The sequence below is a fragment of the Lactobacillus acidophilus genome (genome assembly GCF_034298135.1).
In the GTDB taxonomy this organism is placed as follows: Bacteria; Bacillota; Bacilli; order Lactobacillales; family Lactobacillaceae; genus Lactobacillus; species Lactobacillus acidophilus.
Genome location: NZ_CP139575.1, coordinates 1435019 through 1451417 on the forward strand (window position 1 = coordinate 1435019; position 16399 = coordinate 1451417).

14 protein-coding genes are annotated in these 16399 nt (G+C 35.2%); 6 read left to right on the forward strand and 8 right to left on the reverse strand.

Features of this window, described 5'->3' with window-relative positions:
* Nucleotides 1–8: 8 nt before the first annotated feature.
* The 4 genes from SO785_RS06760 to SO785_RS06775 all read right to left on the reverse strand — a co-directional run bounded on the left by SO785_RS06760 (nt 9) and on the right by SO785_RS06775 (nt 3896).
* A complete protein-coding gene (locus SO785_RS06760; RefSeq protein ID WP_003549154.1) occupies nt 9–767 on the reverse strand; it encodes a LiaF transmembrane domain-containing protein in 759 nt (252 codons plus the stop codon).
* Nucleotides 767–1222, reverse strand: coding sequence for a LytTR family DNA-binding domain-containing protein (locus SO785_RS06765; protein WP_021721270.1), 456 nt, complete (start codon nt 1220–1222; stop codon nt 767–769). Before SO785_RS06765 ends, SO785_RS06760 begins: the two co-directional genes overlap by 1 nt.
* 105 nt (nt 1223–1327) lie before the next feature.
* A complete protein-coding gene (locus SO785_RS06770) occupies nt 1328–1828 on the reverse strand; it encodes a hypothetical protein (protein WP_015613302.1) in 501 nt (166 codons plus the stop codon).
* A 118-nt stretch (nt 1829–1946) separates the two neighbouring features.
* Nucleotides 1947–3896 (reverse strand): sucrose-specific PTS transporter subunit IIBC, encoded by a 1950-nt coding sequence (locus SO785_RS06775; protein WP_011254141.1) that lies wholly within the window; start codon nt 3894–3896, stop codon nt 1947–1949.
* Between the two features lie 234 nt (nt 3897–4130).
* Here SO785_RS06775 and SO785_RS06780 point away from each other — a divergent pair, with 234 nt between their 5' ends.
* Both SO785_RS06780 and SO785_RS06785 read left to right on the forward strand, forming a co-directional pair.
* Nucleotides 4131–5588, forward strand: coding sequence for a sucrose-6-phosphate hydrolase (locus SO785_RS06780; RefSeq protein ID WP_003549147.1), 1458 nt, complete (start codon nt 4131–4133; stop codon nt 5586–5588).
* Between the two features lie 16 nt (nt 5589–5604).
* Nucleotides 5605–6591, forward strand: a complete 987-nt coding sequence (locus tag SO785_RS06785) for a LacI family DNA-binding transcriptional regulator (protein WP_003549144.1) — start codon at nt 5605–5607, stop codon at nt 6589–6591.
* 47 nt (nt 6592–6638) lie between these two features.
* Here SO785_RS06785 and SO785_RS06790 read toward each other — a convergent pair whose 3' ends face one another.
* Nucleotides 6639–7274: a redox-sensing transcriptional repressor Rex gene (locus tag SO785_RS06790; RefSeq protein WP_003549143.1), complete on the reverse strand. Its 636-nt coding sequence runs from the start codon at nt 7272–7274 to the stop codon at nt 6639–6641.
* Nucleotides 7275–7457: 183 nt separating this feature from the next.
* Between SO785_RS06790 and SO785_RS06795 the strand changes: the two genes are divergently transcribed.
* From SO785_RS06795 to SO785_RS06810, 4 genes are all read left to right on the forward strand, one after another.
* Complete coding sequence (locus SO785_RS06795) at nt 7458–9377, forward strand: ABC-F family ATP-binding cassette domain-containing protein (protein ID WP_021874026.1); 1920 nt, start codon at nt 7458–7460, stop codon at nt 9375–9377.
* Nucleotides 9378–9516: 139 nt separating this feature from the next.
* Nucleotides 9517–11265, forward strand: a complete 1749-nt coding sequence (oxc, locus tag SO785_RS06800; protein WP_044304031.1) for an oxalyl-CoA decarboxylase — start codon at nt 9517–9519, stop codon at nt 11263–11265.
* Nucleotides 11265–12602, forward strand: coding sequence for a formyl-CoA transferase (frc, locus tag SO785_RS06805; RefSeq protein WP_003549137.1), 1338 nt, complete (start codon nt 11265–11267; stop codon nt 12600–12602). Before oxc ends, frc begins: the two co-directional genes overlap by 1 nt.
* A 71-nt stretch (nt 12603–12673) precedes the next feature.
* Nucleotides 12674–13861, forward strand: coding sequence for a CoA transferase (locus SO785_RS06810; RefSeq protein WP_003549134.1), 1188 nt, complete (start codon nt 12674–12676; stop codon nt 13859–13861).
* 48 nt (nt 13862–13909) lie between these two features.
* Here the strand turns inward: SO785_RS06810 and SO785_RS06815 are convergent, their stop codons facing one another.
* The 3 genes from SO785_RS06815 to deoC are packed head-to-tail and all read right to left on the reverse strand — an operon-like array spanning nt 13910 to nt 16307.
* The gene (locus SO785_RS06815; protein ID WP_011254139.1) at nt 13910–14620 is read right to left on the reverse strand and encodes a GntR family transcriptional regulator; all 711 of its coding nucleotides are present in this window, start codon (nt 14618–14620) and stop codon (nt 13910–13912) included.
* Nucleotides 14613–15584, reverse strand: coding sequence for a Gfo/Idh/MocA family protein (locus tag SO785_RS06820; protein WP_003549130.1), 972 nt, complete (start codon nt 15582–15584; stop codon nt 14613–14615). Before SO785_RS06820 ends, SO785_RS06815 begins: the two co-directional genes overlap by 8 nt.
* A gap of 9 nt (nt 15585–15593) precedes the next feature.
* Complete coding sequence (deoC, locus tag SO785_RS06825) at nt 15594–16307, reverse strand: deoxyribose-phosphate aldolase (protein WP_011254138.1); 714 nt, start codon at nt 16305–16307, stop codon at nt 15594–15596.
* Nucleotides 16308–16399 lie beyond the last annotated feature (92 nt).

The following is a 16399-nucleotide window of genomic DNA, read 5'->3' on the forward strand; positions in this document are numbered from 1 at the left end:
TTGTGTTTTTATTCAGTTTTAACATGTTGAATATTTAGATCTCCCATAGTATTTTTACCTTGTAAAATCAACCTGGTACCAGTACTTTTTTCATAATCAATATCAACATCGCTAAAGTTATTTTGCATATTATTTTCTACTTGCCAGTCGCTAGGAATATAAATATTAACATCACACATAGAAGTATTAATGTTCATAATTACTTCATTCCCTGCAGCTTTAGCATCATCTAAATAAACACTAACATCCCCCATTGATGCATCAATAGTAACCGTCTTTAGGTTCTGAGAATGAATATAGCGAGCAGCTTCTGTCATTTTTCCACTAATCACCACATTATCACTATCCACACCAAAGCTACTATCCGTAATTACATCGTCTGCTTTAAAATTCTTATTTTTTAAATCCGACCAATTGGCATCTACTTTCTTACCATTAATGATCACTGTCGGCTTGAAACTTTTTCTAAAAATCAAACCAATTCCAGCAGAAATTAGAAATGCGACAAGCAAAATAGTCCACGGAGCAAGTGCTGCAATATGAAGCGGCTTAGCATAAATAATTAATAAAAATGCAATTGAAAAAATAGAACCATATAAATTTTTATTTATTATTGAAGTAATTAAACTAGCTGCAAAAACTACCGTCCAAAATATTGACCAAAATCCCATTGTAAATGGTAATAAATGCAATTGATCGATTACTAAAAATACAGCGGCTGCAATTAAACCAACACCCCAGAAAATTCGACTCCATTTAGCTTTCATTAGTAAGCCCTTCTTTCATTTAATTTATCTTTCAATTCACGATAATAGCGTCTAGATACATAAACAGTTTTATAAGAGTGATGAAATTGAATCTGGCAATTAGAAATCGATTTAGTCAAAGCATAGATCTGATCCAAGTTAAGAATCGTAGATTTAGATACACGCATGAATTGGCCACCAAGCAAGTTTTCTAATTCATACAACTTATATTTCACAGCATAACTGTAATTTAAAGTATGAGCCATTACTTGCTTATCGGCAGTTTCAAAGAATAGAATTTGATTTAGATCAAGATAGTAGGCTTTATCATCCTTTACTCCAGTAATCTGATCAGGCTGAGACGACTCATCTTGCAGCTTGCGATAAATCCGCTCAATTTCTGGAGTAATTTTATTAGCTTTGATGATTACTTCTGATTCTTGGTTGTCAGGATCAATTTCTAATTTGACCTTCAATTTTTTCATCCCCTTCATTTCTATAGTTTTATTACAACGCGTTTTATTAAGAAAAACTAGCTAATTCAACTAAGTGGTCACAAAATTGAAGTAAGCGGTCATTTTTTAAAAACAATCAAAAATTGAAGAACATAATGCATCCCATAGTCCTTCGACCAAGGTATAAGATAATTGCTTTTTATAAGCCTTACCAAATCTGGTATATTCATATGTTTTATTTGCTTCTTCATCGGTAAAGTAATATTTGCTATTTTTCCGACTGCGCAAAGTTCTAATCAAGGCAACAAGCATCCCCAAAAGCATGAAAAAGATGACTAAAATAATTATGAAGATAATTCCTGCCCAACTTTGTAGGTAGTAGTTAAGGCATAGCGAAACCATCCAAAGCAAATAGAAAATAAAAGTTAAACCACTAGTAAAAATGCGTGGCAGTTTTATTTTGGCCGTTAATAGAATTGCCGGAATAATGGGCAAAATTGAAAAGATGAGCAAAGCTATGCCATAACTTTTAGTAACATTTTTCACTCCACTAAAAAAGATAAAAGCTATGCTCAAAATGATGCAAGCAATGAACAATAACCAAGTTCGATTTCTTTTTACATTCATGATTATCCACCTTCTTTTTTGTAGCATAACATGAAAAATCGCTCAAGATTGTTTCTTGAGCGATTTTCTTCATAATTAATAATTGTTTTAATTTTGATTCATAGAGGAGCGTTAACAATTATTCGTGAGCAGTAACAGCAATCAGCTTATCACCGTGCTTGTCACCTGCATCAGTAATGCGTTGAACATTTGCATAGTTGGCAGTGTTAGTAATAACAACCATGACAGTAGTGTCATAACCTGCCTTCTTAACAGCATCTAAATCAACGCTGCCAAGCTTGTCGCCTTTTTCAACACGTTGACCTTGTTTTACAAAGCTTTCAAAGTGTTCACCCTTAAGGTTTACGGTATCAAGACCAATGTGAATTAATACTTCAGCACCATCATCTGATTTAATACCATAAGCATGCTTAGTTTCATAAGCAATTGTTACAGTACCAGTTACTGGAGCATAGATAGTGCCGTCACTTGGAATAACTGCGGCACCGTCACCCATTAACTTAGCTGAGAATACTTGATCATTAACTTTAGTTAAGCTTTCTGGAGTACCGTCAACTGGGGAGTAAATAATTTCATCCTTTAATGCTAATTGTTCTTTACCAATCTTTTCAGCTTTTTGAGTTTCTTCAGCGTAGTCAGTTGCATCATTTACTGGAACATCTTGTTCAGCGACTTCTTCCTTCAAGTGGCTCTTACCATAAACATAAGTGAGAATGAATGAAACTGCAAAACTAATTGCTACAGAAACAACCCACATTGGAATAGTTCTTGGATAAATTGAAAGAAAACCAAGGAAACCAGCTGAACCAAGTGCGGCAGCAGTTACGTGCATCAACCCTGCAAAAGCAGCTGCAACACCTGAACCAATCAAAGCACAGAAGAATGGGAATTTGTATTTTAAGTTAACACCGAATAATGCTGGTTCAGTAATACCAAGAAGGGCTGAAACACCTGAGGAACTTGCCAAGCCTTTCATCTTCTTGTTCTTAGTTAAGAAGTAGACTGCGAAAGTTGCAGCACCTTGAGCTACATTAGCCATACATGCAGTAACAAAGATAAAGTCACCAGAACTTGCTGGATTCTTAGCAAAGGCTGCCAAAAGTTGAGTTTCAACAGCTGGGAAACTTTGGTGAAGACCAGTAGTAACAATAGCTGAATAACTAAGACCAAAGACACCCATACCAAAGGCACCAGTAGTATCGTAAAGCCATACGATAGCATTAGTAATTGCGTCAGATACACCCTTAAATACTGGTCCAATAATAGTGAAAGTTAAGAAACCAGTAATCATAATTGAAAGAAGTGGTGTAAAGGTAAAGTCAACTGCAGATGGTAAATGCTTATGGAAGTATTTTTCAAAAATTGACAATACCCATACAGCTACTAAAACTGGAATAACTTGATATTGATAATTAGTTTGTGCGACATGTAAGCCAAAGATATCCCAGAATTTAGTTGCACCACCAAGTCCTGGGGTGGTCATAATCATACCAATTGTAGCACCCAGGAATTGATTAGCGCCGAATCTTTTTGCCGCTGACATACCTACAAGGATTGGCATAAAGATAAATGGAGCAGCCGACATTACCTGAATCATACTTGATATTCCGGCAACGTTAGGAGCCATTTGAACAACTGACTTCGGACCGAAAAGTCCAGGTGAAGTTAAGAAATTGTTCAATGCCATTAACAAACCACCAGCAACTAAAGCTGGAATAATTGGAACGAAGATGTCAGACAAAAGTTTAATGAAGTCCATGATAGGATTCTTCTTTTGGCCTTCAGCTGCTACCTTCTTCAAGTCATCAGTTGATAATTCCTTTAATCCAGTGATCTTAATGAATTCGTCATAAACGTCATTAACATCTCCTGGTCCAATAATCACTTGATATTGACCATTAGTTTTAAAAGTACCTTTAACATCTGGATCATTATCCAGAGCCTTTTGGTCAACCTTGGAATCATCTTTCAATACTAAACGCAAACGAGTAGCACAGTGAGCACCGGCAATAATATTGTCACGACCCACATCTTTAATTACTCGTTCAGCCACTTTCTTGTGGTCCATATTTGTTTCCTCCTATGTAAACGCTTTTATTCTCAATTCACTATTTATGATAACGTATTCAAAAAATATGTCAATCGTTTGACACATTTTTTTGAATTTATTTTTTATTAATACTTTTCTTATGGTCCAATAAGGCAAGGGTAGTCAAATATAATATGATAAACGTTTGACACATTTTTCATAATCTACTAGAATTAATATTAAAGATAACGCTTACATGGAGGCTTTTTTATTATGGAATGGACAAGAGAAAAACGTTATTTACCTTATAGTAAATGGGATGCTGACACATTACTTCATTTGCAAGCACAAGCAGCAAACTCCCCTTACCAAATGCACTATCATTTACATCCAATTTCTGGATTAATCAATGATCCAAATGGTTTTTCATATTTTAATGGTGCTTACCATCTGTTTTATCAATCATACCCATTTGGTGCAGTTCACGGACTAAAATCTTGGGTTCACTTCAAGTCAAAAGATTTAGTCCATTGGGAAAATTTAGGTTTAGCTATTGAGCCAGATACAATGGCTGATTCACACGGTGCCTACTCTGGCTCAGCCCGTGAAATCGATGGCAAATTATTCTTAATGTACACGGGTAACCACCGTGATGAAAACTGGATTCGTACTCCTTACCAAATTGGTGCTTGGATGGATAAAAATGGCAAAGTTTCTGATAAAACTATCCTCTTTAAGAATCCTGACCACATCACCGAACATTTCCGTGATCCACAAATTTTAAAGAAAAACGACACTTACTATGCAATTTTAGGTGCACAAGATAACGCCGAAAAACATGGTCACATTGATGTATGGAAATCAAAAGATTTAAAGAATTGGGAAGAATTAGGCTATCTAGATTTTACGGATCAAGACATGGGTTATATGATCGAATGCCCTAATCTTGTTGAAGTAGATGGTCATGTGGTGTTGATTTTCTGTCCTCAAGGATTAGATAAAAAAGTAGCTGATTATGATGATATCTATCCAAATATGTATGTCATTGCTGATGGAATCGATTTTGAAAACCATAAATTAATTAATCCAGGTCCACTACAAAATTTGGATAAAGGTTTCGATGTATATGCTACTCAAGCATTTAATGCACTTGATGGAAAAGCATATGAAATCAGCTGGGTAGGTTTACCTGATATAACTTATCCAACTGATGATGAAAATTGGGCAAATTGCTTAAGTCAAGTTAAAGAACTTACTATCAAAAATGGTCAATTAATTCAAAAACCAGTTAAGTCGATGGCTAGTCTTCATAAAAATGAAAAAGATGTAGCTGATCAAGTTGTTTCTGAAAATGCTGGTCAACAATATGAATTAGAGCTTACAATTAAAGCTGGCCAAAAAGGAAATCTCTATCTAGCTGCAAATGACGATTTAAGTAGTGGATTAAAGATCAGCTTTGATACTAAAAACGGACAATTAATTTTAGATCGTTCTATTGCTGGTCAAAAAGTAGCAGTAGATTATGGTGAAAATAGAACTGCCCCACTTCAACCTGATAGCGATGTAAAATTAAATATTTATATTGATCATTCATTAATTGAAATTTTTGTTAATGACGGTGAAAATGTATTAACTGGTCGTTATTTCGCTGATCAAGCACATTCTAAGATTGCATTTGATAAAAAGATTAACTTTAACGGTAAACTTTGGAATATGAAAACAATTCTTTAATATTAAGGTGATATAGATGCCCGCTAAATTAAGCGACGTTGCCCGAGAAGCTGGTTGTTCTGTCACAACAGTTTCAAGAGTAATCAATAATCATGGCTATTTAAGTCAAAAAACAAAGGATAAAGTTTTTGCAGCAATGCAAAAGTTAAATTATCAACCTAACTCTCTTGCCCGCTCCTTACAGGGGAAGAAATTAAAACTAGTTGGATTGATTTTTCCAGAAATTACTAACCCATTTTTTGCAGAATTAGTTCAAGAAATTGAATCTGCTTTATTTAAGCAAAATTATAAAGTGATCCTTTGTAACGCAGGCCGTGATCGACAAAAAGAACGTGAATATTTACGGATGCTACAAGCTAATCAGGTAGATGGAATTATTGCTGGTGCCCATAATTTAGGGATTGAAGAATACAAACAATTAGGCTTGCCAATTGTTTCTTTTGATCGAAAATTATCTGACAACGTCCCTATCGTAAGTTGTGATAATTATCAAGGAATTAAGATGGCTACACATGAGTTAATTCAAACAGGATGTAAGCATATTTACTTTTTGGGTAATAACCAAAGAAAAGGCAACCCTACTGATGAACGGTTAGAAGCTTATCTTGATGAGACAAAAAAATACGATTTCACACCGCATATTCGTTCTGTTGCTTTCTCTGATTCTTCTAATATAAAAAACATGCAAATCCATAACATGTTAGTTGATGACAAACCTGATGGTGTAGTATGTACAGATGATTTAACAGCTATTTTGGTTTTACAAGAAGCCCAAAAATTAGGGATTAAAGTTCCACAAGAATTAAAAGTAATCGGTTTTGATGGTACACAATTAGTTCAAACTTATCATTCAGAACTATCAACGATTGCTCAACCAATTGATGATATTGCTACCTTATTAGTAGATTTATTATTAAAAAGAATTACAAATCCCAAGCAAAAATTTGAAAGCAAAAACTATGTTTTACCAGTTAAATTAATTAAACGTGAAACAACTGCATAAAAAAGGTCCCATACTTCTAGTTGTGAAGTATGGGACTTTTGTTTTACTTAATTTTCTTTTTCACTATCCAAGAAATAAATCAATGTTTGTAATTCAGTTGCTAAGTCCACGTTTTGTACACGTACATCGGCAGGCGCAGATAATCTAATTGGGGTAAAATTCATAATACCTTTAACACCAGCATCGACCATTTCATCTGTTGTTCTTTGAGCCGCAGTCGAAGGAACTGTTAAAATAGCAATCGAAATTTGTTGATCACTTAATTGTTGTTTTAAATCTTCCATATCATAAACGGGAACACCGCTTAAAATTCGACCAGTAATTTCTTTGTTAATATCAAATGCACAAGAAATACGGATATTGTTGCTACGCTTAAAATTATAATTTAAAAGTGCTCGTCCTAAGTTACCAACACCAATTAACGCAACATTAGTTAGTGTATCTTGATTCAAAATTTTCTTAAAGAAACTCAGCAAATTTTTAACATCATATCCATATCCGCGTTTACCTAAAGCACCAAAATATGAAAAATCTCTTCTAATAGAAGCACTATCAACTTGAACTGCTTCAGATAATTCAGTCGAAGAAACTTTGTCTTTACCTTCCTCGTTTAAAATGAGCAAATACCGATAATACAAAGGCAATCTTTTTGCAGTAGCTTTTGGAATTTTTATTTTCTCCATAGTTGATCCTCCAAACGTATCTCAAGTTTGTGAATTTACAATCAAGCATTTCTATCATAACTGTTAATATACCATTTACGCAAGTGCCAGCTTCACAAATATACTTTTTTCACATATATAATTCAAAATAGTGAGCTCAGTTAATTCACATCCTGTGATAAAATATTGGTTAGGTGAAAAATTATGATTATTGCACAAGGACACAATTTAGAACAACAATTTGGTGCCAACACACTTTTCAAAAATGTTAATTTTTCAATCGATTCTAATGCCAGAATCGGTTTAGTTGGTCCCAATGGGGTAGGTAAAACTACTCTACTCAAAATTATGATGGGTGAACAAGAACCTACACACGGTGAGTTCACAGTAAACAAAGGCATTGATGTCGGTTATATCGCCCAGGAAAATGCACTGGATGAGGATAAAACCATCTGGGATGAAATGGAAGGCGTTTTTGCTCCTTTAATAAAAGACAGTAAGACGTTAATCAGTATGCAACAACAAATTGCAGATCATCCTGAAGATCAAGAGTTACTTAAACAATATGATCAAAAGCAATTCGCTTTCGAACAAAAAGGTGGATATACTTATCAATCTGATATTAAAAGTATACTTAATGGATTTAAGTTTCCTGAAAATACTTGGCAGAAGAAGATTGGTAGCTTATCCAGCGGTGAAAAAACCAGATTAGCATTTGTAAAACTTCTTTTACAAAAACCTGCCCTGCTTTTGCTCGATGAACCTACTAACTATCTTGATCTTGACACACTCGATTGGCTTGAAGGTTTCCTCAAGAATTACGATGGTGCTATTTTAGTAGTATCTCACGACCAGTATTTCTTAGATCACTTAGCTACTCAGATTTTCGAATTACAATTTGGTAATTTAACTTCATTTAAGGGTAACTATTCAGCATATGTAATGCAACGTCAACAACGTGATAAAGATCTAGAGGCTGCTTATGAAAAGCAACAAGCCGAAATTAAAAAGGATGAGGAATTCATTCAAAAAAATCTAGTTCGTGCTACCACAACTAAGCGAGCTCAAAGTCGGCGTAAGAAACTAGAAAAAATTGAACGTCTTACACCTCCTAAACATAAAAATAAGGTAAAAATTCATTTCAATAGCGAACGTCCTTCAGGGAAAGAAGTCTTAATTTTCAATGATTTAACCATTGGCTATCCTGATAAAACTATGGTTAGCGATATTTCTTTTCAAATTAATAAAGGTGATCGTGTAGCAATTATTGGGCCAAATGGTATTGGTAAATCTACTTTACTGAAGACTATTATGAAAAAATTGCAGCCTAAGAGCGGCTCAATTAAATATGGTGCTTCTTTAGATATTGGTTATTATGATCAGGAATTACAAGGTCTTGATCCAACAAAAACTGTTTTGGATACTGTTTGGGACAGACATAAGACAATGCCGGAACGTGATGTTCGTTCAATTTTAGCTAGTTTCTTATTTACAGCTAAGGACATTGATAAAACTGTAGGACAATTATCTGGTGGACAAAAAGCTAGACTTACCCTAACTGTTTTATCACTTGAACATGACAATTTCTTATTAATGGACGAACCTACTAACCACTTAGATATCGAAGCCAAAGAAGTTCTAGAAAAAGCTTTAAAAGACTTTGATGGTACCCTTCTCTTTGTTTCTCACGATCGTTACTTTATTAACGAACTTGCTAACAAAATTGTATCTGTTAGAGATGGGCATGCTCAAATCTATAATGGCAACTATTCTTACTACTTTAATGAAAAAGCTAAACAAACTGCAACAACTATAAACAATAATGCAGAAAAGCCAGAACCAATTAATCAAGTAAGTCAACAAAAACTTTCTTATCAAGAACAAAAACAACGCGATTCACAAAAGAGAAAATTGCAACGCACAATTGATCAAGCAGAAAAGCAAATTGAGGAACTTGAAGAAAAAGAACAAGAAATCCAAAATGAAATGGCTAATCCAGATATTGCTTCTAATTTTGATAAACTTGGACCACTACAAGAAAAATTATCTGATATTCAAGCACAATTAGATGATGCTAACGTTAATTGGGAAAAGGCCATTGAAGCATTGGATAATTTTGAATAATACAGTAAAAAGAATACTTATTTATTTATATAAAAAAGTATTCTTTTTATTTGTGTACGCATATTATAAATAACACAACTTATTATTCAATTTGCTTGTATCTTTTTTTAAGAGGTGTATCTTGAACTTGAAATGCAAGATGAAAGCATTTTTGGGATTTTTGAAAGAAGGTTTTTTCGTGGTTGATACATCACTCACTGGAGCAGCACTTTTAATCGATGCTTTACAAGCTAACGGTTTAAACAATATGTATGGTGTTGTAGGTATTCCAGTTACCGACTTTGCCCGTTTAGCTCAACTAAAGGGTATGAAATATTATGGATTTAGACGTGAAGATTCAGCTGTAGATGCAGCTGCTGGTGCAGGCTTTATTACTGGTAAGCCTGGCGTAGCTTTAACTGTATCTGCACCTGGTTTCTTAAATGGTTTGACAGCTTTAGCACAAGCTACTAAGAACTGCTTCCCATTAATTATGATTTCAGGTTCATCAGATCGTCATATTATTGACCTGGATCGTGGAGATTATGAAGGTCTTGATCAATATAATGTTGCTAAACCATTCTGTAAAGCAGCATATCGTGTTGATCGCGCAGAAGATATGGGACTAGCTGTTGCTCGTGCAGTGAGAACTGCTGTTAGTGGTCGTCCAGGTGGTGTTTACTTGGATCTTCCTGCAGCAACTGTCACTGATACAGTTGCACAAAAGTCAGATGCTAATATCTACAAAGTTGTAGATCCAGCTCCAAAGCAATTGCCATCAGATGATGCAATCAACCGTGCCGTGGAATTATTAAAAGATGCAAAACATCCTGTAATTCTTCTTGGTAAAGGTTCTGCTTACGCTCAAAGCGAAGACGAAATCAGAGAATTAGTTAATAAGACTAATATCCCATTCTTGCCAATGTCAATGGCCAAAGGTGTTGTACCAGATGATTCTCCAGCATCTGCTGCATCAGCTCGTTCATTTACACTTGGTCAAGCTGATGTTGTACTTTTGATCGGTGCACGTCTTAATTGGATGCTTTCAAACGGTGAATCTCCATTATTCAGTGAAGACGCCAAGTTTATTCAAGTTGATATTGATGCAACTGAATTTGATTCAAACAGAAAGATTGATGCTCCATTACAGGGTGACATTAAATCTGTAATGCAAAAATTAAATTCTGCCGCTATCAATGCTGGTGTTAAGGCACCAACAGATTGGATTAATGCTATTAAGACCGAAAGCGAAAAGAACAATACTAAGTTTGCTAAAAGAATTTCAGCTTCAGAAGCTAAATCAACTTTAGGCTACTACAGCGCAATTGAACCAATTAATGACTTAATGCAAAAGCATCCTGATACTTATTTAGTAAGTGAAGGTGCCAACACTTTGGATATTGGTCGTGACTTAATTGGTATGCAAAAGCCTCGTCACCGTCTTGACACTGGTACTTGGGGTGTTATGGGTGTTGGCATGGGTTATGCCATTGCTGCAGCTATTGAAACTGGCAAACCAGTTATTGCCCTTGAAGGTGACTCAGCATTTGGTTTTGATGGTATGGAAATGGAAACTATTTGCCGTTACCACTTACCTGTTATTGTAGTTATTATTAACAACGGTGGTATTTACAACGGTGATGTTAACGTTGTTCCTGATCAACCAGGCCCTACTGTCTTGGATCACAATGCCCACTATGGTGATATCTCTAAGGCATTCGGCGGTGATAGCTACCGTGTAAATAACTACGAAGAAATGAAAGATGCTCTTGAAAAAGCGTATGAATCAGGTAACCCAACAATCATCGATGCTCAAATTCCTGAGTCAATGGGTAAAGAATCAGGTCATATCGGCAACTTAAACCCAAAGTTGGACTTAAGTTCTCTTGAAGCAAAGGAGAATAAATAATGACTGAAGAAGAAAATGAATATGCACCTTTAAAAGGTATTAAAGTCGTTGACTGGACTCAAGTACAATCTGGTCCATCATGTACTCAAATTTTAGCTTGGCTTGGTGCCGAAGTTATTAAAATTGAACGTACTAATACTGGTGATCCAACCAGAAATGAATTACTTGATATTCAAGATTCATGGAGTTTGTACTACTTACAATTAAATGCCAACAAGAAGTCATTAACATTAAACATTAAGGCTCCAGAAGGCAAAAAGATCATGTACGACTTGCTTAAGAAAGCCGATATCTTTGTTGAAAATATTAAACCTGGTGCTGCAGAAAAAGCTGGCTATGGTTGGGAAACTGTTCACAAGCTTAATCCACGTTTGATTATGGCTTCACTTAAAGGTTTCAACGAAGGCTCACGTTTTGCTAACGTTAAGGCTTTTGAACCAGTTGCTCAAGCTGCTGGTGGTGCTGCATCTGCTACTGGTTGGAACAAAGGCGAATTTAACGTTCCTACCCAATCAGCAGCTGCTTTAGGTGACTCAAACTCAGGTATGCACTTAACTATTGCTATTTTAGCTGCTTTAATGCAACGTGAACACACTGGTGAAGGTACTTATGTATACCAATCAATGCAAGATGCTGTATTAAACCTTTGCCGTATTAAGTTACGTGACCAACTTATGTTAGACAACTTAGGTGCTTTACCTCACTATGCTGTTTACCCTAACTATAAGTGGGGAGACGCTATTCCTCGTGCTGAGAACACTGAAGGTGGTCAAGTTATCGGTTGGACTTATAAAGCTAAAGGCTGGGAAACTGATCCTAATGCTTATGTCTACATTGTTGTTCAAAACAGTAACAAGAGCTGGGAAGCTATTGCAAATACCATGGGTCATCCAGAATGGATTACTGATGAACGTTTCCAAGATTGGCAACATCGTCAATTGAATAAAGAAGCTCTTTACCAATGTATTGAAAGCTACACCAAGAATTATGACAAATTTGAATTAACCAAAACTTTAGGTGAAGCTGGTATTCCAGTTGGTCCTGTCCTTGATTGGCATGAACTTGAAAATGATCCAGACTTGAACTCAGATGGTACAATTGTAACTATCGATCAAGGTGGTAATCGTGGTAAATTCAAGACTATTGGTTTACCATTTACTCTTGCTAACTACAAGCCTGACTATAAGCGTGCTCCAGACCTTGGTGAAAATAACAAAGAAATTTTGTCTTCACTTGGTTATGATCCAGACCAAATTGAGAAATTAACTGAAGAAGGCGTAATTTCTAAGGCTAAAGGCCCTAAGAATCCACGTGTTCAAGTTATTAAAGGTGAATAATTAATTTTTACCGAAAAAAGCTGTTCAAAATTTGGACAGCTTTTTTCTTTTTATATAGAAAGTGTGTCATAATGACTGAACCCAATTATAACGCATTAGAAGTTAATAATACTCACTTAGATAAAGACAAGCCTTACCCTTTAAGCGGTATCTTAGTTGTTGATTTTACCCATGTTTTATCAGGTCCAACTTGTACTAGAATGTTGGCTGACGCAGGTGCTCGAGTAATTCATATTGAACGAAAAACTGGTGATGATACTAGACACATGAGACCATATATCTCTGATGGATCAAGTGAATATTTTAGAATCTGCAATGCTGGTAAGGAATCCGTTGCTTTAGACTTAAAGGATCCTAAAGACCATGCCTTAGCTGAAAAAATGATTGCCAAAGCTGATGTGGTGGTAGAAAACTTCCGTCCTGGTGTTATGAAGCGTTTGGGTTTTGGTCCTGAAGAGATGGTCAAGAAATATCCTAAATTGATCTTTGCATCTATCTCTGGCTTTGGTCAATATGGCCCTTGGTCTAAACAAGCAGCTTACGACACAATTGTCCAAGCTGTCTCAGGTTTAATGGATGCAACTGGTACACCTAAAGGTAAACCTACCCGAGTTGGAACTTCAGTTTCTGATGTAGTAGCGGGTATTATGGGCTACAGCGCAATTATGACCGCCTTAGTTGCTCGCGATCGCACTGGTAAAGGAACTACAGTTGATGTGTCAATGCTCGATTCAACCTTCTCGTTAATGGTTCAGGATTTAATGCTAGCTTTAGGACCACATGAAGTGCCACATCGTATCGGCAACCGTCATCCAGATATGTACCCATTTGATACCTTTGACTGTAAGGACCAACCTATTGCTATTTGTTGTGGTAATGATCACTTATGGAGTCTTCTATCACATACCTTAGGACATGATGAATGGGTAAATCAACCTAACTTTAAAACCAATGACTTGCGTGAAAAGAATTGGCAAAAGGTTAAAAATACAATGCAAGCAGTACTTAAGACTAAAAATGCTGCAGAGTGGGATAAAATCTTACATGAAGCTGGTATTCCTGCAGGATTAGTTCTCAACGTTGACAAAACTCGGCGTTTAGATCAAATTATTGCTCGTGGCATGGTTAAGACATTACCTGATGGCAACGAAGTACTTGGTTCACCAATGAAATATAGCACTTGGAATTCATACGGTTTACAAAAAGATGCACCTAAGCTGAATGAAAACGGTGATAAGATCAGAAAAGAATTTGAATAAAAATATCTAAACATAATAAAAGAAGCAGAGAAATTGATCTGCTTCTTTTTATCTTTTTAAATCAATTACAAAATAATTCTCATCGCCACGATACATAGCAATTGAATATTCTAATGGCACTTCACCTTTAGTATAACCATACGTGTGGAAATAAAAGATAGGTACCTTTTCTTCAATATTCAATAGATTTGCCGTCATTTCATCCGCCGACTTCACTTCTAACTTACGTTTAACATGAACGATTGGCAATGATCTTTTCTCTAGTTCTTGATAAAGAGATTGTTGCGTAAAATCTATTTTCTCAAAATCAGATAACTTGCTTGCGGGTAGATATGTGGTCACTAATACGATAGGATTACCGTCAGCAGAACGCAAACGCGTCAGTTTGTATACTGGCGCATTTTCTGTTAAATCTAATGCCTTAGCTACTTCAGCCGATGCTTTTTCTTTTTTAAAAAACAAAACTTGAGTCTGGGCAATTAACCCCTTTTGTGACATTTCGCTATTATAGCTTTGCAATACATGTGTAAACTCTTGTCCGATCTTCGTCTGTTTAACAATTGTACCTACATGCTTACGTCGTTCTAAATAACCTTGATTAACTAGATCCTGAACTGCATGTCTAATTGTTGGCCGCGAAACCTGATATTTTTCAGCTAAATCAAATTCTTTAGGTATCAGATCGCCTTCTTGATAATGACCATTAGTAATTTGCCTACGCAAAATTTCTTCTATTTGTTGATACTTTGCCTTAGTCATTGGGTAAAAATTCCTGTGCTTTTTCTAAAACTTTAATTGCATTTAAACTATGTTCATAAGCTGCATCAGCTGCTTTTTGATTATGCTCTTTTATTTGCTTGGCAAAATAATTAAATTCACTAATCATGCGGTGATCATATTCATTAAAATTATAATGCTGTGGCTTGTCCTGGCCAATTTGAACATAGTAATCAGGTAAAACATTTAACGGACCATCAAAATAAATTAGACCTTTTTCGCCTTCAATATATGATCGTGTAGGACCAACTGCATCTTTAGCTGCGATTAAACTAGCTTGTTTATCATTATAGCTTAGATTTAAAATACCTGAAGTATCCGTATTACGTTGAACAGTTGGTAAATAAGCTATTGTATTAGGCTGACCAAATAGACTTACACAGAAATTAATATTATAAATATTCATATCCATTAACGCACCACCGCCAAGTTTGCGATCAAACTTAGCAATATGCTCACCTGCCAAAAAGTCTGCATAATGACTCGAAATTTGTGTTAAGTTTAATGCCACAACATGGATTTTACCAATTTTTTTCAAATCATCTTTAAGATGGAAATAATTTTCCAAATAAAGCACAGTCATTGCTTCAAATAGCAAAACATGGTGTTCATCAGCTATTCTTTTAAGTTCTTTCACCTGCTCACTGGTTTCAACTAATGGTTTTTCACAAATAACGTTTTTACCCATCATTAAAGCTTCTTTTACTATTGAGAAGTGCAGTGAATTAGGAACACCAATATAAATCGTATCGATCTTTTTGTCTTCAAACATTTTTTTGTTATCAACAAAAACTTCTGCAATATGATATCGATCAGCCAAAGTTGTAGCAACTTCTTTTTCAGCTGGAATAGTAGAAATGGCTATAATTTCTACATCTTTCATCTTTGCACTAGCCGATAAAAAATCATGCACAATTTGTCCGCTACCTACAATTCCTAATTTCATATTTTTCTCCTAACGTGCAATCTCAATACTATCCACATGGTCGTCTTTCATTCTACACTTTAAAGCTTGATAAATTTTGACTCCAGCAGAACAACCAATTCTATCAGCACCAGCGCGCACCATGGCTAAGAAATCATCACTATTACGAATACCACCGGCAGCCTTTACTTTTACTTCATCGCCAACAATTGATTTCATTAGCTTTACGTCTTCTACCTTAGCGCCTGAACTACCAAAGCCAGTAGAAGTCTTAATAAAGTCAGGCTTTACTTCTTTAGCAATCTCAGCTAATTTTTTTATTTCATCTTTGGTTAAATAGCAATTTTCAAAAATCACTTTACATGGAACATGATTTTCATGACAAGCATTAACCATCTCTTGCATTTCTTGCTTTATATAATCGTAGTCTTTAGCTTTTAATTGAGTAATATTAATCACATAATCAATTTCATTAGCACCATTCTTAATTGCATCCCTAGTATCAAATACCTTGGATTCAATAGTTTGTTGTCCTAAAGGAAAAGCAATTGCAGCACCAGTATCAATGTCTGTTCCCTTTAATTGCTCTGAGCAAAACTTGGATTGAACTTGATTAATAGCTACCATTTTAAAATGATATTTCTTTGCTTCATCACATAACTTCTTCATATCGGCTTCAGTTGCATCAGCGTGTAAGTTAGTGTGATCAATTAAACGTGCAAAGTCGTCTAAAGTATATTTCATAATTTTTACCTCTGATATATGTAATAACATATTACTTACACTGATTATATTAGAGCAAATTAATCAATAAATCAACAATTATGTAATAACAT

Coding starts and splice junctions, on each gene's coding strand:
- SO785_RS06760 (WP_003549154.1), bottom strand. CDS start 767: ATGAAAGCTAAATGGAGTCGAATTTTCTGGGGTGTTGGTTTAATTGCA.
- SO785_RS06770 (WP_015613302.1), bottom strand. CDS start 1,828: ATGAATGTAAAAAGAAATCGAACTTGGTTATTGTTCATTGCTTGCATC.
- SO785_RS06775 (WP_011254141.1), bottom strand. CDS start 3,896: ATGGACCACAAGAAAGTGGCTGAACGAGTAATTAAAGATGTGGGTCGT.
- SO785_RS06780 (WP_003549147.1), top strand. CDS start 4,131: ATGGAATGGACAAGAGAAAAACGTTATTTACCTTATAGTAAATGGGAT.
- SO785_RS06785 (WP_003549144.1), top strand. CDS start 5,605: ATGCCCGCTAAATTAAGCGACGTTGCCCGAGAAGCTGGTTGTTCTGTC.
- SO785_RS06790 (WP_003549143.1), bottom strand. CDS start 7,274: ATGGAGAAAATAAAAATTCCAAAAGCTACTGCAAAAAGATTGCCTTTG.
- SO785_RS06795 (WP_021874026.1), top strand. CDS start 7,458: ATGATTATTGCACAAGGACACAATTTAGAACAACAATTTGGTGCCAAC.
- oxc (WP_044304031.1), top strand. CDS start 9,517: ATGAAAGCATTTTTGGGATTTTTGAAAGAAGGTTTTTTCGTGGTTGAT.
- frc (WP_003549137.1), top strand. CDS start 11,265: ATGACTGAAGAAGAAAATGAATATGCACCTTTAAAAGGTATTAAAGTC.
- SO785_RS06810 (WP_003549134.1), top strand. CDS start 12,674: ATGACTGAACCCAATTATAACGCATTAGAAGTTAATAATACTCACTTA.
- SO785_RS06815 (WP_011254139.1), bottom strand. CDS start 14,620: ATGACTAAGGCAAAGTATCAACAAATAGAAGAAATTTTGCGTAGGCAA.
- SO785_RS06820 (WP_003549130.1), bottom strand. CDS start 15,584: ATGAAATTAGGAATTGTAGGTAGCGGACAAATTGTGCATGATTTTTTA.
- deoC (WP_011254138.1), bottom strand. CDS start 16,307: ATGAAATATACTTTAGACGACTTTGCACGTTTAATTGATCACACTAAC.